General features: G+C 72.2%; 23 protein-coding genes. 17 read left to right on the forward strand and 6 right to left on the reverse strand.

The annotated features are described in order from the left end of the window. Positions 1 to 174 precede the first annotated feature (174 nt). The 6 genes from glmS to tsaE all read left to right on the forward strand — a co-directional run bounded on the left by glmS (position 175) and on the right by tsaE (position 7,668). Entirely contained in the window at positions 175 to 2,022 is a 1,848-nt protein-coding gene (gene glmS / locus AC5P1B_RS12005) for a glutamine--fructose-6-phosphate transaminase (isomerizing) (RefSeq protein ID WP_493886862.1), read from the forward strand. Positions 2,023 to 2,026: 4 nt separating this feature from the next. Next, complete coding sequence (locus AC5P1B_RS12010) at positions 2,027 to 2,395, forward strand: holo-ACP synthase (protein WP_493886863.1); 369 nt, start codon at positions 2,027 to 2,029, stop codon at positions 2,393 to 2,395. A 248-nt stretch (positions 2,396 to 2,643) separates the two neighbouring features. Beyond that, positions 2,644 to 4,425 carry a bifunctional ADP-dependent NAD(P)H-hydrate dehydratase/NAD(P)H-hydrate epimerase gene (locus AC5P1B_RS12015; RefSeq protein ID WP_493886864.1) on the forward strand — a complete coding sequence of 594 codons (1,782 nt, stop codon included), beginning with the start codon at positions 2,644 to 2,646 and terminating at the stop codon, positions 4,423 to 4,425. A gap of 91 nt (positions 4,426 to 4,516) precedes the next feature. Next, the gene (gene alr / locus AC5P1B_RS12020; RefSeq protein WP_493886865.1) at positions 4,517 to 5,677 is read left to right on the forward strand and encodes an alanine racemase; all 1,161 of its coding nucleotides are present in this window, start codon (positions 4,517 to 4,519) and stop codon (positions 5,675 to 5,677) included. Beyond that, on the forward strand, positions 5,674 to 6,897 hold the full coding sequence (locus AC5P1B_RS12025) for an alpha/beta fold hydrolase (RefSeq protein WP_493886866.1): 1,224 nt from the start codon (positions 5,674 to 5,676) through the stop codon (positions 6,895 to 6,897). Before alr ends, AC5P1B_RS12025 begins: the two co-directional genes overlap by 4 nt. Positions 6,898 to 7,032: 135 nt before the next feature. Beyond that, positions 7,033 to 7,668 (forward strand): tRNA (adenosine(37)-N6)-threonylcarbamoyltransferase complex ATPase subunit type 1 TsaE, encoded by a 636-nt coding sequence (tsaE, locus tag AC5P1B_RS12030; protein WP_493886867.1) that lies wholly within the window; start codon positions 7,033 to 7,035, stop codon positions 7,666 to 7,668. A 716-nt stretch (positions 7,669 to 8,384) separates the two neighbouring features. On the opposite strand, the gene AC5P1B_RS12035 is transcribed toward tsaE, so the two are convergent. Beyond that, complete coding sequence (locus AC5P1B_RS12035; protein ID WP_493886869.1) at positions 8,385 to 8,942, reverse strand: hypothetical protein; 558 nt, start codon at positions 8,940 to 8,942, stop codon at positions 8,385 to 8,387. A 97-nt stretch (positions 8,943 to 9,039) separates the two neighbouring features. Here AC5P1B_RS12035 and tsaB point away from each other — a divergent pair, with 97 nt between their 5' ends. The 4 genes from tsaB (at position 9,040) to AC5P1B_RS12055 (ending at position 11,838) form a co-directional block, all read left to right on the forward strand. Next, positions 9,040 to 9,771, forward strand: a complete 732-nt coding sequence (gene tsaB / locus AC5P1B_RS12040) for a tRNA (adenosine(37)-N6)-threonylcarbamoyltransferase complex dimerization subunit type 1 TsaB (protein WP_493886871.1) — start codon at positions 9,040 to 9,042, stop codon at positions 9,769 to 9,771. A 77-nt stretch (positions 9,772 to 9,848) separates the two neighbouring features. Continuing rightward, on the forward strand, positions 9,849 to 10,337 hold the full coding sequence (rimI, locus tag AC5P1B_RS12045) for a ribosomal protein S18-alanine N-acetyltransferase (RefSeq protein WP_493887012.1): 489 nt from the start codon (positions 9,849 to 9,851) through the stop codon (positions 10,335 to 10,337). A gap of 20 nt (positions 10,338 to 10,357) precedes the next feature. Continuing rightward, positions 10,358 to 11,587: a tRNA (adenosine(37)-N6)-threonylcarbamoyltransferase complex transferase subunit TsaD gene (gene tsaD / locus AC5P1B_RS12050; protein WP_493886873.1), complete on the forward strand. Its 1,230-nt coding sequence runs from the start codon at positions 10,358 to 10,360 to the stop codon at positions 11,585 to 11,587. Beyond that, entirely contained in the window at positions 11,584 to 11,838 is a 255-nt protein-coding gene (locus AC5P1B_RS12055) for a hypothetical protein (protein ID WP_493886874.1), read from the forward strand. Before tsaD ends, AC5P1B_RS12055 begins: the two co-directional genes overlap by 4 nt. Before the next feature lie 118 nt (positions 11,839 to 11,956). Here the strand turns inward: AC5P1B_RS12055 and AC5P1B_RS12060 are convergent, their stop codons facing one another. Further along, positions 11,957 to 12,637 (reverse strand): TetR/AcrR family transcriptional regulator, encoded by a 681-nt coding sequence (locus tag AC5P1B_RS12060; RefSeq protein ID WP_493886876.1) that lies wholly within the window; start codon positions 12,635 to 12,637, stop codon positions 11,957 to 11,959. 230 nt (positions 12,638 to 12,867) lie between these two features. On the opposite strand from AC5P1B_RS12060, the gene AC5P1B_RS12065 reads away from it, so the two are divergent. Further along, entirely contained in the window at positions 12,868 to 14,409 is a 1,542-nt protein-coding gene (locus AC5P1B_RS12065) for a DHA2 family efflux MFS transporter permease subunit (RefSeq protein WP_493887013.1), read from the forward strand. A 218-nt stretch (positions 14,410 to 14,627) separates the two neighbouring features. Here AC5P1B_RS12065 and AC5P1B_RS12070 read toward each other — a convergent pair whose 3' ends face one another. Further along, positions 14,628 to 15,818 carry a THUMP-like domain-containing protein gene (locus tag AC5P1B_RS12070; RefSeq protein WP_493886877.1) on the reverse strand — a complete coding sequence of 397 codons (1,191 nt, stop codon included), beginning with the start codon at positions 15,816 to 15,818 and terminating at the stop codon, positions 14,628 to 14,630. A gap of 608 nt (positions 15,819 to 16,426) precedes the next feature. Here AC5P1B_RS12070 and groES point away from each other — a divergent pair. Together groES and groL are read left to right on the forward strand one after the other, a co-directional pair. Next, complete coding sequence (groES, locus tag AC5P1B_RS12075; protein ID WP_219665328.1) at positions 16,427 to 16,735, forward strand: co-chaperone GroES; 309 nt, start codon at positions 16,427 to 16,429, stop codon at positions 16,733 to 16,735. A gap of 94 nt (positions 16,736 to 16,829) precedes the next feature. Further along, positions 16,830 to 18,452, forward strand: a complete 1,623-nt coding sequence (gene groL, locus AC5P1B_RS12080) for a chaperonin GroEL (RefSeq protein WP_493886878.1) — start codon at positions 16,830 to 16,832, stop codon at positions 18,450 to 18,452. A gap of 147 nt (positions 18,453 to 18,599) precedes the next feature. On the opposite strand, the gene AC5P1B_RS12085 is transcribed toward groL, so the two are convergent. Both AC5P1B_RS12085 and AC5P1B_RS12090 read right to left on the reverse strand, forming a co-directional pair. Then, positions 18,600 to 19,397 (reverse strand): SDR family NAD(P)-dependent oxidoreductase, encoded by a 798-nt coding sequence (locus tag AC5P1B_RS12085; RefSeq protein WP_493886880.1) that lies wholly within the window; start codon positions 19,395 to 19,397, stop codon positions 18,600 to 18,602. A gap of 435 nt (positions 19,398 to 19,832) precedes the next feature. Continuing rightward, positions 19,833 to 20,528 carry an MOSC domain-containing protein gene (locus tag AC5P1B_RS12090; protein WP_493886881.1) on the reverse strand — a complete coding sequence of 232 codons (696 nt, stop codon included), beginning with the start codon at positions 20,526 to 20,528 and terminating at the stop codon, positions 19,833 to 19,835. Positions 20,529 to 20,608: 80 nt separating this feature from the next. Between AC5P1B_RS12090 and AC5P1B_RS12095 the strand changes: the two genes are divergently transcribed. Beyond that, positions 20,609 to 21,520: a LysR family transcriptional regulator gene (locus tag AC5P1B_RS12095; RefSeq protein WP_493886882.1), complete on the forward strand. Its 912-nt coding sequence runs from the start codon at positions 20,609 to 20,611 to the stop codon at positions 21,518 to 21,520. A 213-nt stretch (positions 21,521 to 21,733) separates the two neighbouring features. Here the strand turns inward: AC5P1B_RS12095 and AC5P1B_RS12100 are convergent, their stop codons facing one another. Further along, the gene (locus AC5P1B_RS12100; RefSeq protein WP_493886883.1) at positions 21,734 to 22,048 is read right to left on the reverse strand and encodes a WhiB family transcriptional regulator; all 315 of its coding nucleotides are present in this window, start codon (positions 22,046 to 22,048) and stop codon (positions 21,734 to 21,736) included. Between the two features lie 377 nt (positions 22,049 to 22,425). On the opposite strand from AC5P1B_RS12100, the gene AC5P1B_RS12105 reads away from it, so the two are divergent. From AC5P1B_RS12105 to guaB, 3 genes are all read left to right on the forward strand, one after another. Continuing rightward, positions 22,426 to 23,037: a response regulator transcription factor gene (locus tag AC5P1B_RS12105; RefSeq protein ID WP_003948568.1), complete on the forward strand. Its 612-nt coding sequence runs from the start codon at positions 22,426 to 22,428 to the stop codon at positions 23,035 to 23,037. 458 nt (positions 23,038 to 23,495) lie between these two features. Further along, the gene (locus AC5P1B_RS12110) at positions 23,496 to 24,098 is read left to right on the forward strand and encodes a sigma-70 family RNA polymerase sigma factor (RefSeq protein ID WP_493886884.1); all 603 of its coding nucleotides are present in this window, start codon (positions 23,496 to 23,498) and stop codon (positions 24,096 to 24,098) included. A gap of 170 nt (positions 24,099 to 24,268) precedes the next feature. Beyond that, positions 24,269 to 25,771 (forward strand): IMP dehydrogenase, encoded by a 1,503-nt coding sequence (gene guaB / locus AC5P1B_RS12115; RefSeq protein ID WP_493886885.1) that lies wholly within the window; start codon positions 24,269 to 24,271, stop codon positions 25,769 to 25,771. The last annotated feature ends 197 nt before the right edge of the window (positions 25,772 to 25,968 follow it).

The raw sequence follows: 25,968 nt of genomic DNA on the forward strand, positions 1-25,968 counted from the left end.
CGTGCGTTCGGTCACGCCACGCCCGCGCACGCGTGTGTACGGGTGTGCGTACGGGTGGATAAGGACGTGGACCACTCGGTGACCGGGCGGGCCGTGGGGGCCGCTGGGCGGCCTCCGGCCGGGCCGTCTGACGCGGTGACACGCCCGCGCGGGTACGCGCCGTACGCTGCCCCCATGTGCGGAATCGTTGGTTACGTGGGAGGGCAGTCCGCCCTCGATGTCGTCCTGGCCGGGCTCAAGCGGCTGGAATACCGTGGCTATGACTCGGCGGGGATCGCCGTGCTCGCCGATGGCGGGCTGGCCGCGGCGAAGAAGGCGGGCAAGCTCGCCAACCTGGAGAAAACCCTGGCGGACCGGCCGCTGCCGAGCGGGACCGCCGGCATCGGCCACACCCGGTGGGCCACCCATGGCGGGCCGACCGACGTCAACGCCCACCCTCACCTGGACAACTCGGGCCGGGTCGCCGTCGTCCACAACGGCATCATCGAGAACTTCGCCGCCCTCCGCGCCGAGCTGGCCGAACGCGGCCACGACCTCGCCTCGGAGACCGACACCGAGGTCGTGACCCATCTGCTGGCCGAGTCCTTCTCCGCCAGCGGGGACCTCGCCGAGTCGATGCGGCAGGTCTGCGGACGTCTTCAGGGCGCTTTCACGCTGGTGGCCGTGCACGCGGACGAGCCGGACGTGGTCGTCGGGGCGCGGCGCAACTCGCCGCTGGTCGTCGGTGTCGGCGAGGGCGAGTTCTTCCTCGCCTCCGATGTCGCCGCGTTCATCGCGCACACTCGCGAGGCCATCGAGCTGGGCCAGGACCAGGTCGTCGAGCTGCGCAGGGACGGGGTGGTCGTCACCGGCTTCGACGGGGCGCCCGCCGCGGTCCGCCCGTACCACGTGGACTGGGACGCGTCGGCCGCTGAGAAGGGCGGCTACGACTACTTCATGCTGAAGGAGATCGCCGAGCAGCCGAAGGCGGTCGCCGACACGCTGCTCGGCCGCATCGACGGCTCCGGCAGCCTCTGCCTGGACGAGATCCGCATCCCCGTCTCGGTGCTCCGCGAGGTCGACAAGGTCGTGATCGTCGCCTGCGGGACCGCGTTCCACGCCGGGATGATCGCCAAGTACGCCATCGAGCACTGGACCCGCATCCCGTGCGAGACGGAACTGGCGAGCGAGTTCCGCTACCGCGATCCCATCCTCGACCCGCGCACGCTGGTCATCGCCATCTCCCAGTCCGGCGAGACCATGGACACCCTGATGGCGCTGCGGCACGCGCGCGAGCAGGGCGCGCGCGTGCTCGCCATCTGCAACACCAACGGCTCGACCATCCCCCGCGAGTCCGACGCCGTGCTGTACACGCACGCGGGTCCCGAGGTCGCCGTCGCCTCTACCAAGGCGTTCCTCACCCAGCTCGTCGCCTGCTACCTGGTCGCGCTCTACCTCGGCCAGGTGCGCGGCACCAAGTGGGGCGACGAGATCCACTCCGTCATCCGGGAGCTGTCCGAGATCGGCACCCAGGTGGACGAGGTGCTGGAGACGATGGAGCCGGTACGGGAGCTGGCCCGGTCGCTGGCCGACAAGAACACCGTGCTGTTCCTCGGGCGGCACGTGGGCTACCCGGTCGCCCTTGAGGGCGCCCTCAAGCTCAAGGAACTGGCGTACATGCACGCCGAGGGCTTCGCCGCCGGTGAGCTGAAGCACGGGCCGATCGCGCTGATCGAGGACGATTTGCCGGTGGTCGTCGTCGTACCGTCGCCACGCGGCCGGTCCGTACTCCACGACAAGATCGTCTCCAATATCCAGGAGATCCGGGCCCGTGGCGCCCGCACCATCGTCATCGCCGAGCGCGGCGATGACGTCGTGGCCCCGTACGCCGATCACCTCATCGAGATCCCGCCGACCCCGACCCTGTTGCAGCCTCTCGTCGCCACGGTGCCCTTGCAGGTCTTCGCGTGCGAGCTGGCGACGGCGCGCGGCAACGAGGTCGACCAGCCGCGCAACCTCGCCAAGTCCGTGACGGTGGAGTGAGGCCGTGATCGTGGGGGTGGGAATCGACGTCGCGGAGATCGCCCGGTTCGGAGCGGCGCTGGAACGGACGCCCGGCCTCGCCGACCGCGTCTTCGTCCACCGTGAGCTGTGGCTGCCCAGCGGCGAACGCAGGGGCGTCGCCTCGCTGGCGGCCCGGTTCGCGGCGAAGGAGGCCCTGGCGAAGGCGCTGGGCGCGCCCAGCGGGCTGCACTGGACGGACGCCGAGGTCTGGACGGAGGACAGCGGCCAGCCCCGGCTGCGGGTGAAGGGCACGGTCGCCGAGCGCGCCGCGCTGCTCGGCGTCCGTGGCTGGCACGTGTCCCTCAGCCATGACGCGGGAGTCGCCTCGGCGGTGGTGATCGCGGAGGGCTGACGGGCCCTCGGCTGGACGAGCCCTCGCCTGGACGAGCCCTCGCCTGGGCGGGCAGCGGCGCCCGGTGGCGGGGGCTGCCGGTTGGCGGCGGGAGTTGCTGGTCGGTGTCGGGGGTTGCCGGTTGGTGTCCGGGGTTGTCGGTCGGTGTCGGCGCGCGGGCTGCCGGCGCGTACGCGGGCGGTCGAGCCCTGGGCGGGGCGCGGGTGTTTATCCGGGTCGCCGTATCGCGTTCACGGGACACTGGGCCCATGAGGACTGCCTACAGCGTGGAGACCGTACGGGCCGCCGAGCGGGAGTTGATGGCGCGTCTGCCAGCAGGCGCGCTGATGGACCGGGCGGCGGCGGGACTGGCCGCCGCCTGCGCCGGACTACTGGGCGCCGGGGCGTCCGGGGGAGCGACCGATGGTGCCGGGAGAGTGAGCGGGCGTGCCGCGGCGGCCGGGCGGGGCCACGGCCGGGTGTACGGGGCGCGCGTGGTGCTGTTGGTCGGCAGCGGTGACAACGGCGGCGACGCGTTGTACGCGGGCGCCCGGCTCGCCCGGCGCGGAGCCGGGGTCACCGCCGTCCTGCTGGCACCCGAGCGCGCGCACCCGGGCGGACTCGCCGCGCTGCGCGCCGCCGGGGGCCGGACCGTCACGGGGGCGGGCACCGGCCCCGGCACCGACGTTGGTGCCGGCACCGACGTTGGTGCCGGTGGCAGCGGTGGCAGCGGTGGCAGCGGTGGCAGCGGTGGCAGCGGTGGCAGCGGTGGCGCGTGGGCGCCCGCGCTGCGGGCCATCGCGCGTGCCGACCTCGTCGTGGACGGGATCGTCGGGATCGGCGGCAAGGGCGGCCTGAGGCCGGACGCGGAGCGGCTGGCCGAGGCGGCGGCCGAGGCGGGCGTGCCGGTCATCGCCGTCGATCTGCCGAGTGGCACCGACGCCGATACGGGTGAGGTGCGGGGCCCCGCCGTACGGGCGGATGCCACGGTCACCTTCGGCGCGTACAAGCCGGGACTGGTCATCGACCCCGCGGCGGAGCACACCGGGGCGCTGCGCCTGGTGGACATCGGCCTCGGGCCGTGGCTCCCGGAGGTTCCCGACATCGAGGTGCCGCAGCACGCCGACGTGGCGGCACTGCTGCCGCAGCCGATGGCCGAGAGTGACAAGTACCGGCGCGGTGTCGTCGGGGTGGTCGCGGGCTCGGCGCGCTACCCGGGTGCTGCCGTGCTCGCTGTGGCGGGCGCGCTGCGCGGGGGCGCGGGCGCGGTGCGGTACGTCGGCCCGGCGGCCGACGCGGTCATCGCCCGCTTCCCGGAGACGCTGGTGTCGGCGGGCCCGCCCGGCAAGGCGGGCCGGGTGCAGGCGTGGGTGATCGGGCCCGGCATCGGTGACGGCTCGGACGCCCGGCAGGCGCTGGCCGACGTGCTCGCCTCCGATGTGCCGGTGCTGGTGGACGCGGACGCGCTGCGCCTGCTGCCACCGGACGGGGTGCGCTCGCGGGGGGCGGCCACGTTGCTGACCCCGCACGCGGGAGAGGCGGCGGCGCTCCTCGGCGAGGCACGGGAGGTGGTCGAGGCGGGACGGCTGGCGGCGGTACGGGCGCTGGCCGACCGCACCGGGGCGACGGTGCTGCTGAAGGGCTCGACGACGCTGGTCGCCTCGCCCGCTGGCGGTGGCGGTCGTGGTGGCGGTCATGGTGGAGGCGCAGATTCCGGTTCTGCTGCGGGTAAGGGGGCCGGTGCCGGTGCCGGTGCGGGTGCGGGTTCGGGTTCGGGTGACGGTTTCGGTGCGGAGCCCGTACGAGCCAACCCGACCGGCACCAGCTGGCTGGCCACGGCGGGCAGTGGCGATGTGCTGTCCGGCGTGACCGGCTCGCTGCTGGCGGCCGGGCTCCCGGCCCGGGACGCCGCGTCCGTCGGCGCGTATCTGCATGGCCTGGCGGCTCGCCGCAGGGCGGGCGAGGCCGGTGGGCCGGGGGCGCCGATCACGGCGCTTGACGTGGCGGACGAGCTGGAGGCGACGTGGCGGGATGTGGCGGGCACGGCCTGACCCGCGGCCGTGTGCGGCGGCCGGACGGCCGGACGGCGGGGCGGCTGTGCGGCCTCTGACCGTGTCACAGGGGCCTGAGACACTGGGCTCGATGAACGAGACACCGATGCGTGCCCGTGCCGTGGTCGACCTGGCCGCCCTGCGGGCCAATGTCCGCGCGCTGCGCGCCCGCGCGCCCCAGGCCGAGCTGATGGCCGTCGTCAAGTCGGACGCGTACGGGCACGGCGCGATTCCGTGTGCGCGGGCGGCCCGGCAGGCGGGCGCGAGCTGGCTGGGCACGGCCACGCCGCAGGAGGCGCTGGCGCTGCGGGCGGCGGGTGACACGGGGCGGCTGATGTGCTGGCTGTTCACGCCGGGCGGGCCGTGGCGCGAGGCCGTCGAGGCGGACATCGATGTGGGCGTGAGCGGCATGTGGGCGCTGCGCGAGGCCATCGCGGGCGCGCGGGCGGCGGGCCGTCCGGCGCGGGTCCAGCTGAAGGCCGACACCGGGCTCGGGCGGAACGGCTGCCAGCCCGCCGACTGGCCCGAGCTGGTGAGCGCGGCCGTGGCGGCGGAGGCGGCCGGTGTGCTCAAGGTGACCGGCCTGTGGTCGCACTTCGCGTGCGCGGACGAGCCGGGCCACCCCTCGACAGCGGCGCAGCTGGCCCTGTTCCGGGAGCTGCTGGCACACGCGGAGGCGTCGGGGCTCAGCCCCGAAGTGCGGCACATCGCCAACTCCCCGGCGACCCTGACCCTCCCTGAGACGCACTTCGACCTCGTACGGACCGGGATCGCGGTGTACGGCATCTCGCCGAGCCCGGAGCTGGGCCAGCCCGCCGACTTCGGGCTGCGGCCCGTGATGACGCTGTCGGCCTCACTCGCGCAGGTCAAGCGGGTGCCGGGCGGTCATGGCGTGTCGTACGGGCACCGCTACGTCACCCCCGGCGAGACGACGCTGGCGCTGGTCCCCGTCGGATACGCCGACGGTGTCCCGCGCGCCGCCTCCGACGTGGGGCCCGTGCTGGTGGCGGGGAAGCTCCGGACGGTCGCCGGCCGGGTGGCGATGGACCAGTTCGTGGTGGACCTTGGTGGTGACCACGCGACGGAGGGCGATGAAGCGGTGCTTTTCGGCCCCGGTGACCGGGGCGAACCGACGGCGGAGGACTGGGCGCGAGCCGTGGGGACGATCGCGTACGAGATCGTCACCCGGATCGGGACGCGCGTGCCACGCGTTTATGCCCATGAGCGCGAGGGCACGGGCACCCCAGCATGAGTGAGACCACAGGCAGCGTCAGCGGCGACGCGACGGACGGGGTGGCCGACGCGGTGGCGGCCATCACCAGCTGGCGGCGCGGAGCGGGCTTCGCCGGTGCCGCCATAGGAGTCGTGGCGGCGGGTGCGGCGGCCGGTGTCGCGCTGGAGCGGCTGACCGTGGGGCGCGGCATGCGGCGCAGGGCGCGCCTCGCGCTGGACGCCGCGGCTCCGTACGGCACGCTGCGTGGCGACCCGGGCACGGCCACCGCCGAGGACGGCACACAGCTGTCGTACGAGGTGGAGGAGGCGGCCGAGCAGCCGGAGCCGTCGCTGGGCCGCCGCATCTTCGGACGGCGGCCCCCGCCGCCGGTGACCGTCGTCTTCTCTCACGGTTACTGCCACAGCCAGGACTCCTGGCACTTCCAGCGGGCCGCGCTCGCCGGTGTCGTACGGAGCGTCTACTGGGACCAGCGCAGCCATGGCCGCTCCGAGCGCGGCCGCGCCCAGTTGGAGGGTGACGAGCCCGTCACCATAGACCTGCTGGGCCGCGACCTGAAGGCCGTGATCGACGCCGCGGCGCCCGAGGGGCCGCTGGTGCTCGTCGGGCACTCGATGGGTGGCATGACGGTCATGGCCCTCGCCGCGCAGTTCCCCGAGCTGGTGCGGGAGCGCGTGGTCGGCGCGGCCTTCGTCGGCACGTCGGCGGGCAAGCTCAGCGAGGTCAGCTTCGGCCTGCCGGTGATGGGCGCGCGCGCGATGCGGCGGGTGCTGCCCGGGATGCTGCGGGCCATGGGCACGCAGCCCGAGCTGGTCGAGCGGGGGCGGCGGGCGACCGCCGACCTGTTCGCCGGGGTCATCAAGCGCTACTCGTTCGGGGCGCGGGACGTCGACCCGGGGGTGGCGCGGTTCGCTGAACGGCTGATCGAGGCCACGCCGATCGACGTCGTCGCGGAGTTCTACCCGGCGTTCGCCGAGCACGACAAGTCGGAGGCGCTGCCCACCTTCGACGGCATGCCGGTGCTCGTCCTCGCGGGTGAGAGGGACCTGATCACGCCCAGCGAGCACAGCGAGGCCATCGCGGAGTTCCTGCCGGACGCGCGGCTGGAGATAGTCCCCGACGCGGGGCACCTGGTGATGCTGGAGCATCCGGAGACCGTCAACGCCGGGCTGCTGCGGCTGCTCGACCTTGTGGGTGTCGACCGTCGGGAAGAGGAGACCAGCCGGTCGGCTCCGGGCTGATCGGATTTCGGCCCTCGGCCGTCCGTGGGCGCGTAGCCGTGTGTCCGGCGTGTCCGTGTGATCGCGTGGCCGTCACGGGTGCCTGCCCCGGACACGTTCCCCGGACGCCGGATTCAGCCCGTACCATCGGCGAACATGAACGTTCCATACACCCGCGCACAGATCACCGTCAACACCCCGCAGCGCATGGGCGACTTGGGCCGCAAGCTCGCCACGATCCTGCGCCCCGGCGACCTGGTGCTGCTCACCGGCGAGCTGGGCGCGGGGAAGACGACGCTGACACGGGGGCTCGGCGAGGGCCTGGGCGTGCGCGGCGCGGTGACGTCGCCGACCTTCGTGATCGCCCGCGTGCACCCGCCCCTCGGCGACGGCCCGCCCCTGGTGCACGTGGACGCGTACCGGCTGGGCGGCGGCCTCGACGAGATGGAGGACCTCGACCTCGATGTGTCGCTGCCGGAGTCGGTGGTGGCCGTGGAGTGGGGCGACGGAAAGGTCGAGGAGCTGTCGGACGACCGGCTGCACGTGGTGATCGAACGGGCGGTCGGCAGCGCGGACAGCCTCGACGGCGCGACGGACGTGTCGGGCGCGAGCGGCGGGGGCCGCGACGGTGCTGGTGCTGGTGCTGGTGTCGATGCTGGTACCGGTGGTGTTCACGGTGACGTGGAGGGTGATGGTGACGGCGACGGGCTCGCGGACGATGTGCGGCGGGTGACCGTGACCGGCGTCGGGGCGCGCTGGGCCGCCGCGGACCTGTCGGTGCTTGAGGGATAGCCCCCGGCCACTCTCCCGTGATCCTTTCTCCCGTGATCCTTTCGCCGGGCCCCGGCGTGCCCCGGCGTGCCCCGGCGAGGATGAGCTGGGGGGATGGCGGAGGGCGGGGGTGCGGGCCGGGGATGTAGATTCCGACAAGCCGTCGGGAAGATGTTGCGCTCACCGTGCCGACCGTGGTCACATGGATGGCAGGGGTGGGTTAGGGATACCTCACCAAGCCCCGTATGCCCCAGGAGCCCGGGAGGCACTCATGGCGACTCAAAAGCCCCAAGAGCCTGTCGCCCCAGTCGGTCGGTGCGAGGCGCGGACGCCCTCGGTGACCGACATGCTGGCGGCCTGCGCCGCGGCGACTGCGGTATCCACCCCGCCCGGGAGTCAGCCGACCCCCGGGGTAGAACCGGGCGAGGAGACCAACCCGGAGGCGTGTAACACCCGCGAGGCGGCTTAGGTCCTCGCACGGGCGCGGTTTTCGCCGCGCCCCGTACGCCCCATATGGCGGGCCATGTCCCGTACGTTCCGTACGCTCCATGCGTCACTTGACTTCGTCCTGCGTCTTGTCCCGCGTCCCTGACGGCGCCCGGCTCCGGCCTGCGCTCCTCACGGCGTACGCACGTGCCTTACTGCCTTACGGGGATCGACTGCCACCCCGGCCGTCCGACATCACCCGGCAGGGGTGGCAGGGCAGGGCAGGCACATCACCCGGAGGTCAGGGCAGATCAGGGGACGACGACGACCTCGGTGCTGATCGTGGCGAACCGCCACATCGCCGCGCCGTCGGCCCGCTTCTCGCGGATGCCGCCGGTCCGCTTCTCCGAGGCCGCGTCCGGCGTGGAGCCGTCCACGGCGGCGCTGAAGCCGAAGACTATGTCGCCCTCGGTGTGGAACCGCACGACGTGCTCGATGGGCACGCCATCCGAACCGGTGACACTGCCCGAACGGGAGGTCACCGTGTACGACCCGGGAGCGGGGCTCACCGAGCTGGGGAAGATCTTGTACGTACGGATGGCCTGCTCGTTCGCGCCGACCAGCCACACCCGCTTGTCGGTGAGCGAGTAGACGACGCGGCGCCCGGTGCCCGAGCTGCCCGGCACGGCCGTGGACTTTTCCTTCTTGTCCTTGTCCTTCGGCTGCGCGGTGTCGGAGGCGCCAGGGCGAGCGGCCTGGTTGGGGTTGATCGGGGCGTTCGCCGACGCGTGGTAGGCGAGGATGCCGACGACGACGATCGCTGCTGTGGTGAGACCGGCCACGATGGTCCCAGAGCTCTTACGTGCCACGCTGCGCCACCCTTCATACCCGGCTCTACCGGCGACGGTAGCACCCGTCGCGCAGCCGTGGACCGACGCCCAGGCAAGCGGTCGTACGCTTATGGGCGTGCTGCTGCTCGCTCTTGATACCGCCACTCCTGCCGTCACCGTCGCTCTGCACGACGGCCAGGCAGTCCTCGCCGAATACCACCAGGTCGACGCGCGTCGTCACGGTGAGCTTCTGCTTCCCGCCGTCCACGCGGTGCTGGCCAAGGCCGGGGTCGGTCCGCAGGACCTGACCGACCTCGTGGCCGGGGTGGGCCCCGGCCCGTACACCGGGCTGCGGGTCGGTCTGGCGACGGCTGCCGCCTTCGGCGCCGCGCTGGACATCCCCGTGCACGGGCTGTGCACGCTCGACGGCATCGCGTACGCCGCCGGGCAGGCGGGCCTGACCGGCCCCTTCGCCGTCGCCACGGACGCGCGCCGCAAGGAGGTCTACTGGGCGCGGTACGCGGACGCCCGTACCCGGATCGGCGAACCGGCGGTGGACCGCCCGGCGGAGATCGCCGAGCGGCTCGCGGGCGTGCGGGTGGTGGGCGCGGGCGGCACGCTGTACCGGGACGTCTTCGACGCGACGAACGCGACGAACGCGACGAACGCGACGGGGGTGACTGACGCGACCGGAGTGAACGCCGCACTCCTCGCGGAGCTTCCCGAGCACCAGTCCGCAGCCGCGCTGGCGGCGCTGGCGGTGGAGAAGCTGGCCGCCGGTACGGAGTTCCTGCCGGACCGCCCGCTGTACCTGCGGCGCCCGGACGCGCAGGTGCCCGCGAACTACAAGGTGGTCACCCCCCAGTGAGCGGTGTGCGCGAGGGAGCCGACGCGCCGGACCGCCAGGCGGCGCCCATAGCGGGCGGCGCGGTGCGGCTGCGCGAGATGCGGTGGTGGGACATCGGCCCCGTACTCCGCCTTGAGCAGGAGCTCTTCCCGGAGGACGCGTGGTCGGAGGGCATGTTCTGGTCCGAGCTGGCGCACGCCAGGGGCGTGGGCGCGACGCGGCACTACGTCGTCGCTGAGGAGCCCGGCGGGCGGCTGGCCGGATACGCAGGGCTCTCGGCCGTGGACGGCATGGGCGATGTGCAGACGATCGCGGTGGCCACGGACCACTGGGGCACCGGTCTGGGTGCCCGGCTGCTGACCGACCTGATACTCGCGGCCACCGCGTTCGAGTGCCGCGAAGTGCTGCTGGAGGTGCGCGTCGACAACGCCCGGGCCCAGCGCCTCTACGAACGCTTCGGCTTCGAACCCATCGGCTTCCGCAAGGGCTATTACCAGCCGGGCAACGTGGACGCCCTGGTGATGAGGCTGGCAGACCCGTCGGCCCCCGCCGTACCCGCTGTGCCCGTACCAGGCACCCCGTACTAGAAAAAGTGAGACTGAGACCCATGGCTGACTCACGCGGCCGGCGCGACGAACCCCTCGTCCTCGGCATCGAGACCTCCTGCGACGAGACCGGCGTCGGCATCGTGCGCGGCCACACGCTGCTCGCCGACGCGATCGCCTCCAGCGTCGAGGAGCACGCGCGCTTCGGCGGCGTCGTGCCCGAGGTCGCGAGCCGTGCCCACCTGGAGGCGATGGTCCCCACGATCCGGCGCGCGCTGCGCGAAGCCGGGGTCGCCGCGAGCGACCTGGACGGCATCGCGGTCACGGCGGGGCCAGGGCTCTCCGGCGCGCTGCTCGTCGGCGTCTCGGCCGCGAAGGCGTACGCGTACGCGCTCGGCAAGCCGCTCTACGGGGTCAACCACCTGGCCTCGCACATCTGCGTCGACCAGCTGGAGCACGGCGCGCTGCCCGAGCCGACGATGGCGCTGCTCGTCTCCGGCGGCCACTCCTCGCTGCTGCTCGCACCGGACATCACCAGCGATGTGCGCCCGCTGGGCTCGACCATCGACGACGCGGCGGGCGAGGCGTTCGACAAGGTCGCCCGGGTGCTCCACCTGGGCTTCCCCGGCGGCCCCGTCATCGACCGGCTGGCCCGCGAGGGCGACCCGGACGCGATCCGCTTCCCGCGCGGGCTGACGGGCCCCCGTGACGCCGCGTACGACTTCTCCTTCTCCGGGCTGAAGACGTCGGTGGCGCGCTGGATCGAGGCGAAGCGGGCGGCGGGCGAGGACGTCCCGGTCGCGGACGTGTCCGCCTCGTTCCAGGAGGCGGTGGTCGACGTCCTCACGCGCAAGGCCGTACGGGCCTGCAAGGACAACGGCGTGGACCACCTGATGATCGGCGGCGGCGTGGCGGCCAACTCGCGGCTGCGGGCGATGGCGCAGCGCCGCTGCGAGGACGCGGGCATCATCCTGCGCGTGCCCCGGCCCAAGCTGTGCACGGACAACGGCGCGATGGTGGCGGCCCTGGGCGCGGAGATGGTCGCGCGCGGCCGGGCCGCCTCGGACTGGGACCTGTCGGCCGACTCGTCGCTGCCGGTCACCGACCCGCACGTGCCGGGCACGGGCGACCCGGCCAACGGGCATCAGCACGGCCACGGGCACGGCGATGACGGCGCCAGCCACGACCACCCGCACGGGCAGGACCACGGCCACAATGACGGCGACAGCCACGGCCACGGCCACAACCATGACCACTTCCACGAGCTGAGTAAGGACAACCTCTACTCATGACCGTCGCGCTGATGTGGGAAGCCCGCGCCGCCGAGGGGCGCGGCCCCGAGCTGCTTGAGTGGGCCCGGCGCCAGAAGCTCGCCGCGGCCCCGCTGCGGCGCGAAACGCTCCGCGCCCCGGGCGACCGCGTCCTGGTGATCACCTGGTGGGATGCACCGTACGAGGCCGAGCTGCCGGAACTCCCGGAACCGGCCAGCGACTTGATCCAGCGCGCCGTACACCGCTGGCGCTTCGAGTCGGTACCGGAGTAGCCGCACGGCTGGGTGACCGCGCTCGCGCCCGCGTCCGTGGGGCCCGGGCGCCCGTCGGTTGGTGTGTGGTGGGGGAGTGGTCGGGCGCCGTGGCAGCGGGTGCCTGGCTGCCCGTGCGTCACCTCCCCTGCGGTCGGGCGTCCTTGGCCAGCAGTCCGTGGATGACCGCGCGCAGGCCGTGCGGTAGGTCGCACGGGTCGGTGACCTCCGTCCATTCGCGGGCGAGCGCCGTCAGCCGGGGGAGTTCGGCCGCGTCGTCTTCCGTGAGCAGGTCGGGGAAGAGGCGGCGGTGCTCCGGGTCGGCGGCGCGGCGGCCCTGAGCGGCGTGGAAGGCCAGGTCGCCGAAGATGTAGTACCAGATGACGCGGTACGCGCGTACGGCGTCGTGGAGGCTGAGGCCGCAGGCCATGGCCGAGTCGATGATCTCCTCGACCATCCACAGGGCGTGCTTGTCGGTGAGGTCGCCCTGGCTCAGGACCTCCACGACCCAGGGCAGCGGACGCAGGATGTCGTGGATGTGCCGGGCTGTGACGTACAGCCGCTCGCGCGGGTCGCTGGGCAGCTCCGGGCGGGGGACGGTGCTCGCGATGCCGGAGATCACCAGCAGCAGGAGCTCGTCCTTGTCCCGTACGTGGTGGTAGAGCGCCCGAGGGGTGCTGCCGACCTCTTTCGCCAGGCGGCGCATGGACAGGGCGTGCACGCCCTCTTCTTCGAGGACGCGCCGCGCGGTGGCGACGATCGTCTCCCGTTCGAGCCGCGCGGGCCGTCCGACGGCGCGTTTGCCCTGGTCCGTACTCACCGCCCCATTGTCACCCGCGCCGTCGCGCTCCCCGCGCCGCGTCCCTCCTGCGGGGCTGCCGCCCGCTGTGCGGGATCGCGCCTTGGAGGAGGGCCGGGGAAAGCGAGCCACTGGCTAGTTTCTCCACGCGTGTAATAATGTGGTGAGCACGCCGGATACCCCTACCCGGAGGGTGAGTTGTGGATCACGACAACAGTTCCGAGAGCCGCGCGGCCAAGCAGCCGCCACGGATGCTGGCGGTGCTGCTCACCGTCCAGTTCATGGTGTCGCTGGACATGTCCGTGGTGAATGTCGCGCTGCCCGACATACGCACCGACCTCGGCTTCTCCGCCGACGACCTGCTCTGGGTCGTCAACGCCTACGCGCTCGCCTTCGGCGGGCTGCTGATGCTCGGCGGGCGACTCGCCGACATCGTCGGCAGACGGCACACCCTGATCGCCGGACTCGTGGTCTTCGGCGTCGCCAGCCTCGGCGGCGGCCTGGTGTCCTCGCCCGGCGGACTTGTCGCCGCCCGCGCCGTCCAGGGCGTCGGCGCCGCCGCCCTGGCGCCCGTCGCCTTCGCCCTCATCACCGTCACCGTCCCCGCCGGCCCCGCGCGCTCGCGCGCCCTCGGCCTGTGGGGCATGGCGGGCGCCGCGGGCGGTGCCGTCGGCGTCCTCGCGGGCGGACTTCTGACGGAAGCGGCGGGCTGGCGGTCCGTCCTGCTGGTCAACGTCCCCATCGTGCTGCTCGCCCTGCTCGGCGCCCGCCGCTACGTACCGGCCGACCGCCGCACGGGCGCCGCGCCCCGCCTCGACCTGGCTGGTGCGCTCCTCATCACGCTCGGCATGACGACGCTCGTCCTCGGGCTCGTCAGGACCGAGACGCACGCCTGGAGTTCGACGGCCACGATCGGCACCCTCACCGCCGCCGCCGTGCTGCTCGCCGCGTTCGTCGCCGTAGAACTGCGCGTGCGGCAACCCCTGCTGCGCATCGGCCTGTTGGCCAGCCGTCCGGTGCTGGCCGCGAACCTCTTCGTGATGCTGCTGTTCTGCGGCCAGTTCGCCGCGTTCTACTTCCTGTCGCTGTACACCCAGCAGATCCTCGACTACGGCCCGACCCAGGCCGGTCTGGCCTTTCTGCCGTTCTGTGTCGGCATCGTCATCGGCTCGGTCGTCGCCACCCGCACTGTCGCCGTCCTCGGCGTCCGGTGGCTGCTCGCCCTGGGCGGGACGCTGGGCGCGGTGGGCTTCGGCTGGTTCGGCCTGGCGGTCGCCGCTGACGGCACGTTCCTGAGCTCCATCCTCGGCCCCTCGATGGTCGCGAGCATCGGTGTCGGCATGTGCTTCGTGCCGCTGGGCACGGCGGCCACCACAGGTGTGGCCGCCGCCGAGGCGGGCATGGCCTCCGGCGTCCTCAACAGCTTCCGCCAGATCGGCGGCTCCCTCGGCCTCGCCGTACTCGTCACCGTCGCCGCGCGCGTCACCACCAGCGCACACGGCACCCCCACCGAACGCCTGACCTCGGGCTACGCCACGGCCTTCGGCCTCTCGGCCGCGCTGCTCCTGGCAGCGGCGGCCGTGGCGGTGGCCCTGTTGCGGAGCCCCGGCCGCGGACCCGCCAACGACGGCGGCGTACGACTGGCTACGGGGGTGTCCGCGTCCGGTACGACCGCGTCCGGTACGTCTGCGTCCGGTACGACCGCCTCCGGTACGACCGCGGCGGGGACGTCTGCCTCCGGGACGCCCGAGGTGGGTACCGCTCCTGGGAAAACCGGCCCGACAGGGGCTTGACGGCCCGACTCGTACGGGAGTTGACGGCCCGACTCGTACGGGAGACGGGGGTTGGGGCTGCGGCCGGTCGGTGAGGGACGTGGCGGGGCGCCGGTCCGCCCGGAGCGTGCGGCGCGGCCGGTCGGGCCGGGACGGTCGCGCCTACGGGCCCGTACGGCGCCCAGCCGCTCCGTTCCGGCCGCTGCGCCCAACGACCACACAACGACCACACCCAGCCGCTACGCCCCGCCCGCCGGGTGCCCCAGCAGCATCGTCGGGGCGCCGGCCACGCGCGTGAGGAAGACCGTCGCCGAGCCGGGCCCCTGCGGCTTGACCTTCTTGCGCAACTCCTCCGGCGCGACCGCCGAGCCGCGCTTCTTGACCGTCAGAATGCCGACCTGGCGCTCGCGGAGGAGGGCCTTCAGCTTCTTCACGTTGAACGGGAGCACGTCCGTGATCTCGTACGCGGTGGCGTACGGCGTGCTGACGAGGGAGTCGGAGGTGATGTACGCGATCGTCGGATCGATCAGGCGGCCGTCGACCTGCCGCGCCACATCGGCGACCAGGTGCGCGCGGATGACCGCGCCGTCCGGCTCGTACAGCCAGCGCCCGACCGGGCCTGGCTCGGGGTCCGGCAGGCCCGCGCCGAGAAGGGAGCGGGGGCCGGGCAGGAGGGTCGCGCGGCGGGCGCCCGGCTCCGTGCCGAACCACAGCACCGCCTCCTTCACGTCCCCGCCGTCCGAGATCCACTCCGCTCCCGCGTCATCGGGAATCGCCTCGTGCGGCACGCCCGGCGCGATCTTGAGCGCGGCGTGCGGGGCGGTGCGTGCGGCGCCGATGGCCCAGGAGAGCGGCGGGGAGTACGCCTCGGGGTCGAAGACCCGGCCCCGGCCCCCGCGGCGCGCCGGGTCCACGAAGACGGCGTCGTACGGGGAGGTGTCGATGTCGGCGACATCCGCGCAGCGCACCTCGATGAGCGGGGCCAGCCCCAGGGCCTCCGCGTTGGCGCGTACGACGGCGCAGGTCAGCGGGGACTGGTCCACGGCGAGTACGGACACCCCGGCCCGCGCGAGGGCGATGGCGTCGCCGCCGATGCCGCAGCACAGGTCGGCCAGCCGCCGGACGCCCAGGGAGGCGAAGCGCTGGGCGCGGTAGGCGGCGACGGAGGTGCGCGTGGCCTGTTCGACGCCGTCAGGGGTGAAGTACATGCGGTGCGCGTCCAGCTCGCCGAACTTCGCCACCGCGCGCTGCCGCAGCCGCGCCTGGCCGATCGCGGCCGACACCAGCTCGGCCGGGTGGTCGCGGCGCAGCCGGGTCGCCGTGGCGAGTTCGCGGGCCGGGTCGAAGTCGCGCAGCGCGGCGAGCAGGGACTGCCCCTCGCTGGTGAGGAGGGCGTGAAAGGTCTCGACGGGGCTGGTGGTCGTGCTCACGGGTGCATTCTCGCAGCGGGCGGGGCACGGGCTCGCACATGGCGGGGAAAGCCGCTCGCGGCACGGCCCCCGGCGCACGGCCGGATGACGGGGCGCGCGAGGCCCACGCGCAAGCCGGGCGAGAACCGGCCAGCCGCACGACAGCGGACAGGCGGACAGGCGGACAGGCGATGGATATCTCGTCGGGCCGCCCACGGGCATCCCGCAGGGCAAGGGGCGCGCCACCCGCCCCCAGGAGCGGGTGGCGCGCCCGCAGGGGCTCGTAGAGGCCCGTAGAGGACTGCGGGGCCCGGGCCGGGGCGGCGTTTCCGGCGGTGTTCCGGCTGCCTGCCGACTGCGGGTCCGAAGGCGGGTCCGGCCGCGTTCCGGGCTGCGGTCGCGGCCGCTCGCGCCTCGGTCCGTCAGCTTCCGCTTGCACCCAGACGAGCGCTGCATTGGCACTCCGCTTGACCGAGTGCTAACCGCGTCCTAGTCTCGGGGCTGGCACTCCCCACCAGGGAGTGCCAGAAAACAGCGACGGGCAGATCCGGCACCCGCGACGACGGATCTACCAGGTCGCCACCTCAGACAGTTAACCCCGTGAGATCTCCGAAGGGGGAGGTCGGATCGTGACGACCGCCAGCTCCAAGGTTGCCATCAAGCCGCTTGAGGACCGCATTGTGGTCCAGCCGCTCGACGCCGAGCAGACCACGGCCTCGGGCCTGGTCATTCCGGACACTGCTAAGGAGAAGCCCCAGGAGGGCGTCGTCCTGGCTGTTGGACCGGGCCGCTTCGAAGAGGGCAACCGCCTTCCGCTCGACGTTAACGTCGGCGACGTTGTGCTGTACAGCAAGTACGGCGGCACCGAGGTGAAGTACAACGGCGAGGAGTACCTCGTCCTCTCGGCCCGCGACGTCCTCGCGATCGTCGAGAAGTAATTCACCGAAGTATTACGTGATCTGCGCCCCGGCCTCCCGTGTCTGAAACACCCGGGCGACCGGGGCGTGGTTCTTTGAGAGGACATACGCAACCATGGCGAAGATCCTGAAATTCGATGAGGACGCCCGTCGCGCCCTCGAACGCGGCGTCAACCAGCTGGCTGACACCGTCAAGGTGACCATCGGCCCCAAGGGCCGCAACGTGGTCATCGACAAGAAGTTCGGTGCCCCGACGATCACCAACGACGGCGTCACCATCGCCCGCGAGGTCGAGATCGAGGACCCGTTCGAGAACCTGGGCGCCCAGCTCGTGAAGGAGGTGGCGACCAAGACCAACGACATCGCGGGTGACGGCACCACCACCGCCACCGTGCTGGCCCAGGCGCTGGTGCGCGAGGGTCTGCGCAACGTCGCCGCGGGTGCTTCCCCGGCCGCCCTGAAGAAGGGCATCGACGCCGCGGTCAAGGCGGTCTCCGAGGACCTGCTCGCGACCGCCCGTCCGATCGACTCCAAGGCCGACATCGCCGCTGTCGCCGGGCTCTCCGCCCAGGACAAGCAGGTCGGCGAGCTCGTCGCCGAGGCGATGGACAAGGTCGGCAAGGACGGTGTCATCAGCGTCGAGGAGTCCAACACCTTCGGGCTTGAGCTGGACTTCACCGAGGGCATGGCCTTCGACAAGGGCTACCTGTCGCCGTACATGGTGACCGACCAGGAGCGTATGGAGGCCGTCCTCGACGACCCGTACATCCTGATCCACCAGGGCAAGATCAGCTCGATCCAGGACCTGCTGCCGCTGCTGGAGAAGGTCATCCAGGCCGGCGCGTCCAAGCCGCTGCTGATCGTCGCCGAGGACGTCGAGGGCGAGGCGCTCTCCACCCTCGTCGTCAACAAGATCCGCGGCACCTTCAACGCCGTCGCCGTCAAGGCGCCCGGCTTCGGTGACCGCCGCAAGGCCATGCTCGGCGACATCGCCACCCTGACCGGTGCGACCGTCATCGCCGAGGAGGTCGGCCTCAAGCTCGACCAGGCCGGTCTGGACGTGCTGGGCACCGCGCGCCGCGTGACCATCACCAAGGACGACACCATCATCGTCGACGGTGGCGGCAACGCGGACGACCTCGCGGGCCGGGTCAACCAGATCAAGGCCGAGATCGAGGCCACGGACTCCGACTGGGACCGCGAGAAGCTCCAGGAGCGCCTCGCGAAGCTCGCCGGTGGCGTGTGCGTGATCCGCGTCGGCGCGGCCACCGAGGTCGAGCTCAAGGAGAAGAAGCACCGTCTGGAGGACGCCATCTCCGCGACCCGCGCCGCGGTCGAGGAGGGCATCGTCTCCGGTGGTGGCTCCGCTCTGGTCCACGCCGCCAAGGTGCTTGAGGGCGGCCTCGGCAAGACCGGCGACGAGGCCACTGGTGTCGCCGTCGTCCGCCGCGCCGTCGTCGAGCCGCTGCGCTGGATCGCCGAGAACGCGGGCCTTGAGGGCTACGTCATCACCGCCAAGGTCGCCGACCTGGAGAAGGGCAACGGCTTCAACGCCGCGACCGGCGAGTACGGCGACCTGGTGAAGGGCGGCGTCATCGACCCCGTCAAGGTCACCCGCTCCGCACTGGAGAACGCCGCGTCCATCGCCTCCCTGCTGCTCACCACGGAGACCCTTGTGGTGGAGAAGCCGGCCGAGGACGAGGGCGACGCGGGCCACGGCCACGGCCACTCGCACTGATCTCCGGATCAGGCCACGCGGCTGTCACTGAGGCCCGGCCGCTCCCTTCGGGGAGTCGGCCGGGCCTCAGTGCGTTTCCCGGCAGTCCCGGCCGCGCCGACCATCCTCAGCCGTACGCCCCGTGACCGCTGTTCGTACGAAGGGGGTTCAGCGCGGACCGTAGCGGCGGCCCGTGGACGACGAGGCGCGGGCCAGCGCGTTGCGCGGGGCGAACTTCGCCAGGCCGGTCAGCGCCTTGTACCTGGGGTCGGGCACGGACAGCGTCTTGCCGCGCGCCAGGTCCTTCAGCGCGGCCTCGACGAGCCGGTCCGCGTCCAGCCACATCCACCCGGGCACATTGCCGGTGTCCATCCCCGCCCGCTCGTGGAACTCGGTCCGTACGAACCCGGGGCAGAGCGCCATCAGCCGCACCCCCGAACCGTTCAGATCGCGGGCCACTCCCTGCGTGAACTGCACGACCCACGCCTTGCTCGCCCCGTACGTGCCACGCGGCACGAACGCCGCGACCGAGGCCACGTTCACCACTCCGCCGCGCCCCCGCTCCCGCATGGGCCCGGCCGCCGCGCTGGTGAGCCGCAGCACGGCCTCGCAGTGCACCTTCAGCATCGTCAGTTCGTCCGCCAGCGGGACGTCGAGGAACTCGCCCTTGTTGCCGAACCCGGCATTGTTGACCAGCAGATCGATCGGGCGCTTACGGTCGCCGAGACGTTCCTCGACGGCCGAGATGCCCGACTCCTGCGACAAGTCGGCTGACAGCACCTCGACCTCGACGCCGTGCCGGTCGTGGAGTTCGGTCGCCTGCTCGCGCAGCCGCTTGGTATCGCGCGCCACCAGCACCAGGTTGTGCCCGCTCCCATGGCCTTGGGAGGTGCCTCCGGCGGCCAGTCGCCGCGCGAAGGCGGAGCCGATGCCCGCCGTAGATCCCGTGATGAGTGCAGTCGTCATACGGGCACGCTATCCGGCTGCGGCCCGGCCATGTCCGCCTCAAGCAGACGGGGTGACACGCCGAACTGACGAACCAGGACGATAGGGCGATTTACCCGGACGGCCCGTTCCCTCGCGACTGAACGGGGGTTGGGCGACGCCTGCCGGTGGCGGCCGGAGCCAAGGCGAACGGCCCCGGGGCGAAGGGAAAACTGAACGTGCGTGGAGCGCGGAGAGGGCGCGGCGACAGCGCTGCGTCAGCACTGCGAGAACGCTGTGGGAATGCGGGGCGGGAAAGAAAAGAGGCCGCAGGGGGAAACGGCGGGGAATGCGAGGGAAATACGAAGGGGACGCGACGGGAATGGCGCGGCGGGAATGCGGCGCGTGGTGGAACGGTGGTGGAGGGGGTGACGGAGCGGCCGCCGGGCCGGAGTCCGGCCGGGCCGGAGTTCTGCGCTACTCGGACGCGCGCACAGGGCCCGGAACGACCGCGCCCGGCGCGCCCGCGATACGCCGAACCGCTTTCGCGTACGTCTCCGGGTGCAGCGCCTCACCCGCCGCCAGCACCCGCGGCAGCAGGGCGGGTTCGGTGGTGACCGCGCGGAACAGGAAGGACACGGTCACCTCGTGGTCCGGCCGGTGCGTGATCTCGATGGGGTCTCCGGGGCTGATCTCGCCCGGCTCGATGACCCGCAGATACGGGCCGGGAAGAGCCGCCTGAGTGAACCGCTTCACCCAGCCCCGCTGGTCAAGCCATCCGGCGAACGTCTGGCACGGAACGCGTGGTGAGGTCACCTCAAGCAGCAGCTCGCGGCCGACCCGCCAACGCTCGCCTATGAGAGCGCCGTTGACGTCGAGACCACGGGTGGTGAGGTTCTCGCCGAACGTGCCCGGCGACAGCTCGCGGCCCAACTCCTTCTCCCAGTAGGCGAGGTCCTCGCGTGCGTAGGCGTACACGGCCTGGTCGTTCCCGCCGTGGTTGCGCAGGTCGCAGACGGTGTCCCCGGCGACCCCGCTCGCGCCGGTCCCCTTCGGGCCTGGGGCGCGCACGGCCACCGGGCCGGGAGCGGGGCGTTTGTCGATGCCGGTGACGTCGATATCGGTGTGCACGGTGGGGCGGGCCTGGCCGAGGTTCACGGAGAGCAGCAGCATGGCCGCACGGTACGGGACACGCCCTCAAAGGGGCGAGCGAAATTTACCCAGTGTCTCCAAGCTGGGCTTATGCTTGGAGGATGATCGAGGCTCGCCATCTCCGGGTACTGCGCGCGGTGTCCGCCACCGGCTCCTTCTCCGCCGCCGCTCGCGAGCTGGGCTGCACCCAGCCCGCCGTAAGCCAGCAGATGAAGGCGCTAGAGCAGGCCGCCGGCACGACCCTGCTGGTCCGTACGGGCCGCGAGACGAGGCTGACCGAAGCCGGGCAGGCCCTGGTCAGACACGCGGTGGGCATCCTGGCCGGGCTGACGGCGGCCGAAGAGGAAGTCGCCGCCATCGCCGGGCTGCGCGCGGGCCGGGTCCGGCTGGTGTCCTTCCCCAGCGGGAGCTCCACGCTGGTGCCCACCGCCCTGGCCGAGCTGCGCGCCGCGCACCCCGGTACGCGCGTCTCGCTCGTCGACGCCGAGCCGCCGCGCTCCGTCGAGCTGCTGCGGGCGGGGGACTGCGAGATCGCGCTGGCCTTCCGTTATCCCCGGGTGCGCGGCACTGACGGGGCGACCGACGCCGAGTGGGACGACCTGGCGGTCCGTTCGCTGCTGACCGACCGGCTGATCGGCCTGGTCCCCGAGGGGCACCGGCTGGCGGAGGCGTCGGTGGTGGGGATCGGCGACCTCGCGGGAGAGCCGTGGATCGCGGGCTGTCCGCGCTGCCGCCGCCATCTGGTGGAGGTCTGCGAGGAGGCGGGCTTCACGCCCCGGATCGACTTCGCGACGGACGACTTCCCGGCGGTGATCGGGCTGGTCGGCGCGGGGCTCGGGGTCGCTGTGCTGCCGGAGCTGGCGCTGGAGCCGATACGGCCCAAAGGGGTCAGGACGCTGCGGGTGGAGCCCGCCGTGTGGCGCGATGTCGTGGCGCTCACGCTGCCGGACCTCGCCCGGGTCCCGGCTGTGGCGGCCACCCTGGACCGCCTGGAACTGGCTGCGAAACGCTAGCCACCGGCTCGCTCGCCGCTCGTTGCCCGCTAGCCGCTAGCCGCTAGCCGCTAGCCGCTAGCCGCTACGTCGGCTGTTACGCGTCGCCGGTTGGGCGCCACGCGGCTGTCGCGTGCGGCCAATGGCGAATCGACGGTGGCCGATGGGCCATATGGGTGACGCCGGTGAGGCGGGCGTCGCTGAAACGTTTCTTCACTTCGTGGTCAGTGTGTGTCAGTGCGGTGTCACGCCTGAGGCGGCGATGGCCCGGTGCCGTGCGCGCCCCATCAGCTCTTCGCGTTCGTCTTCGGTCAGTCCGCCCCACACGCCGTACGGCTCCCGGACCGCGAGCGCGTGCGCCGCGCATTGGGCGCGTACGGGGCAGCGCATGCAGACCTCTTTCGCGGAGGTCTCGCGCGCGCTCCGGGCGGCGCCGCGTTCCCCCTCGGGGTGGAAGAAGAGTGAACTGTCGACGCCCCGGCACGCGGCCAGCAGCTGCCAGTCCCACAGGTCGGCGTTCGGACCGGGAAGGCGGGAGAAATCTGCCATTGCTATCCCCTCGGAGCGATCTGATGCGGACGCAGTGCCCACGACCGTACATCCCCTGTGTAAGCAGATGTAAATATGACTCATTGCGAATCTAGCCATAGATGACTCGGAAATGAAGTAAAAGCCACCAAATAGGGCAGATGATCTGGCAGGAGAACCAGTCCGGTCGCAGGGCTGAACCGTGACCGCCCCCTCACGTAGAGTGCCGAAGGGGGTCACTCGATCCCGTAACTCTTTCGGGTGACCGTCGTTGAGAGTGCGAGGCGGTTGATGAATGAAGCTCTCGGGCAAACGTCCGAGGGGGTCAACCGCACAGGTGACGACATGTACCAAGCCTGGAGGCACAAGGTGACGCGCATCAGCTGCGGAGGGCGGCCATGACTTCCGTCCTCGTCTGCGACGACTCCCCGCTTGCCCGAGAGGCGCTGCGCCGCGCGGTCGCGACCGTGCCCGGCGTAGAGCGCGTAACGACGGCGGCCAACGGCGAGGAAGTCCTCCGCCGCTGGGGCGCCGACCGCTCGGATCTGATTCTGATGGACGTACGGATGCCCGGCCTCGGCGGCGTCGAGACCGTGCGCCGACTCCTCTCCGCGGACCCCGGGGCCCGCATCATCATGCTGACCGTCGCCGAGGACCTGGACGGTGTGGCGCTCGCGGTCGCCGCCGGTGCGCGCGGCTATCTGCACAAGGACGCGTCGCGCGCCGAGCTGCGCGCGACGGTCACGCAGGCCCTCGCCGACCCGACCTGGCGGCTCGCGCCGCGGAGGCTGCGATCGGCCGAGATGGGCGCCGCACCCACGCTCACAGCGCGTGAGATCCAGGTCCTCGAAGGCATGAGCCACGGCCGCTCGAACGCTGAGATCGGTCGTGAGCTCTTCCTCTCCGAGGACACCGTGAAAACACATGCCCGGCGGCTGTTCAAGAAGCTCGGTGCCTCGGACCGGGCCCATGCCGTCGCGCTCGGATTCCGCTGGGGCCTTGTCCGCTAGGGCCCGTTTCCGATGCCCCGCCTCGCCCCCGCCCCCCGGGTGGACGACGCCACACACCCCGTAGATCCCGTGTGCCGTGTCATGCCGCGCGGCGGGACTGCGAGCGGGAGTGTGACGCGCCCCGTCTGCCTCGCGGCGGGCGGGGTGGACGGTGGGAGCCGATGCCTCCGGTACCGATTTGGCTGCTTCCTGCGACACCGCCATGCGGTGCGTGACCAGCGAAGAGTGCCCGGAGGCGGGCGAAACAAGGGCGTCTCGCGCGCCTCATGTGGCGGTCGCTTGCTTCAGTTCCGCTCGCGCTGCCGCATCCTTGAGGTATGGAGTTCCTCGGGGACGGCTCGGGCAGGCGTGAGGGGAGGGCGCACGAGATGACGACGGGCGCACCCGCTCATAACGCTTCGGCGCACAACTACGGACGCGGTGCCACGGAATGTTCGGTGCCAAGGCACCATGGACCGATGCGTGAAGACGAGATGCCTGGGTCGACTGTGACGACAGGTCCAGGCGACATCGCGGCTCTCGTCCTGCGCGCGACAGAGGGAGACGAGCGGGCGACCCACGATCTGCTCGCCCGCGTCCACCCGCTGGCCCTGCGCTACTGCCGCACCCGGTTGTCCCGGCTGCCCGGTGACGCGCGCCATTTCGTGGACGACCTCGCGCAGGAGGTCTGCCTCGCGGTCCTGTGCGCGCTGCCTCGCTACCGCGACACCGGGCGGCCCTTCGAGGCGTTCGTCGTCGCCATCGCCGCCCACAAGGTCGCCGATCTTCAGCGTGCCGCGATGCGTCACCCCGGCAGCACGGCGGTGCCGTCCGACGAGATGCCGGAGCAGCCGGACGACTCGCTCGGCCCCGAGGAGCGGGCGCTGCTCAGCAGCGACGCCGCCTGGGCGAAGAAGCTGCTGGCCAACCTGCCGGAGCACCAGCGCGAGCTGGTGCTGCTCCGGGTCGCCGTCGGCCTGACGGCGGAGGAGACCGGGCAGATGCTCGGCATGTCTCCGGGCGCGGTCCGGGTCGCCCAGCACCGCGCGCTCAGCCGCCTGCGGGCCCTCGCGGAGCAGTAGCCCAGCCGCTCGGCAGCGCCCCGCCGCGTACACGCCGGCGCTCGCGGAGCCCGTCGCGCCGCCGCCTCGCCGGGGCGGACGCCGGGCCTGGCCGCCGCGCGGAATGGCACGGCCGCCGAGCCCGTTAGCATGGGAGTCCGCGCCGAGGCAAGACCATCTGGAAGGGTGTCATGACTGACAACGTCGACGGAGTGCCTGAGAAGTTCGCGATGCTCGGGCTGACGTACGACGACGTGCTGCTGCTGCCGGGCGCCTCCGAGGTGCTGCCGAACGCGGTCGACACCTCGTCCCGGATCTCGCGGCACGTGCGAGTCAACATCCCGCTGCTGTCCGCCGCGATGGACAAGGTCACCGAGTCGCGGATGGCGATCGCGATGGCCCGCCAGGGCGGCGCCGGTGTGCTGCACCGCAACCTGTCGATCGAGGACCAGGCGAACCAGGTCGACCTGGTGAAGCGCTCCGAGTCGGGCATGGTGACCGACCCGATCACCGTCCGCCCCGGCGCCACGCTGTACGAGGCGGACGCGCTGTGCGCCAAGTTCCGGATCAGCGGTGTGCCGGTCACGGACGCGGCGGGCAAGCTGCTCGGTATCGTCACCAACCGTGACATGGCCTTCGAGTCGGACCGCACGCGCCAGGTCCGCGAGGTCATGACGCCGATGCCGCTGGTCACCGGCAAGGTCGGAATCTCCGGCGACGACGCGATGCAGCTGCTGCGCCGCCACAAGATCGAGAAGCTTCCGCTGGTCGACGACGCCGGTGTCCTCAAGGGCCTCATCACGGTCAAGGACTTCGTCAAGGCCGAGAAGTACCCGCACGCGGCGAAGGACGCCGAGGGCCGGCTGGTCGTCGGCGCGGCGGTGGGTGTCGGCGACGAGGCGTACGAGCGGGCGCAGGCGCTGGTCGAGGCCGGTGCCGATTTCCTGGTCATCGACAGCGCGCACGGTCACAGCCGGGGCATCCTCGACATGATCTCGAAGGTCAAGTCCAACGTCAGTGTGGACATCGTCGGCGGCAACGTCGCCACCCGTGACGGCGCCCAGGCGCTGATCGACGCGGGCGTGGACGGCGTGAAGGTCGGCGTCGGCCCGGGCTCCATCTGCACCACGCGGGTCGTGGCCGGTATCGGCGTGCCCCAGGTGACAGCGATCTACGAGGCGGCGCGGGCCTGCCACGCCGCGGACGTCCCCCTGATCGGCGACGGCGGCCTGCAGTACTCGGGTGACATCGCCAAGGCCATCGCCGCGGGTGCCGACACCGTGATGCTGGGCAGCCTGCTCGCCGGGTGTGAGGAGTCCCCGGGCGAGATGGTGTTCATCAACGGCAAGCAGTTCAAGTCCTACCGGGGCATGGGCTCGCTCGGCGCCATGCAGTCGCGCGGTCAGGCCCGCTCGTACTCCAAGGACCGCTACTTCCAGGACAACGTCCTGTCCGAGGACAAGCTGGTCCCCGAGGGCATCGAGGGCCAGGTCCCCTACCGCGGCCCCCTCTCCTCAGTGGCGCACCAGCTGATTGGCGGACTGCGCGCGTCCATGGGCTACGTCGGCTCCGCCGATGTGCAGCAGCTGAAGGACAAGGGCCGGTTCGTCCGGATCACGGCGGCGGGCCTGAAGGAGAGCCACCCGCACGACATCCAGATGACGAACGAGGCGCCGAACTACTCGCGTCGCTGAGCTGAGCCGCTGAGCTGAGCCCACAGACCGGCCGCGCTGACGCGCGAGCCGCCCCCGCGCCACCATGAGATGAGAACGTCCGGCAGAGCCCGTGGTCCCGCGACAGCGCGCGGACCGCGGGCTCTGGCACGTCGGCCGGGGGCGCGATTGTCCCGCGCGGTCGTATGGCGGGGATACTGGAACGGCACACCATGAAG

The sequence above is a fragment of the Streptomyces sp. A01 genome, assembly GCF_059026195.1.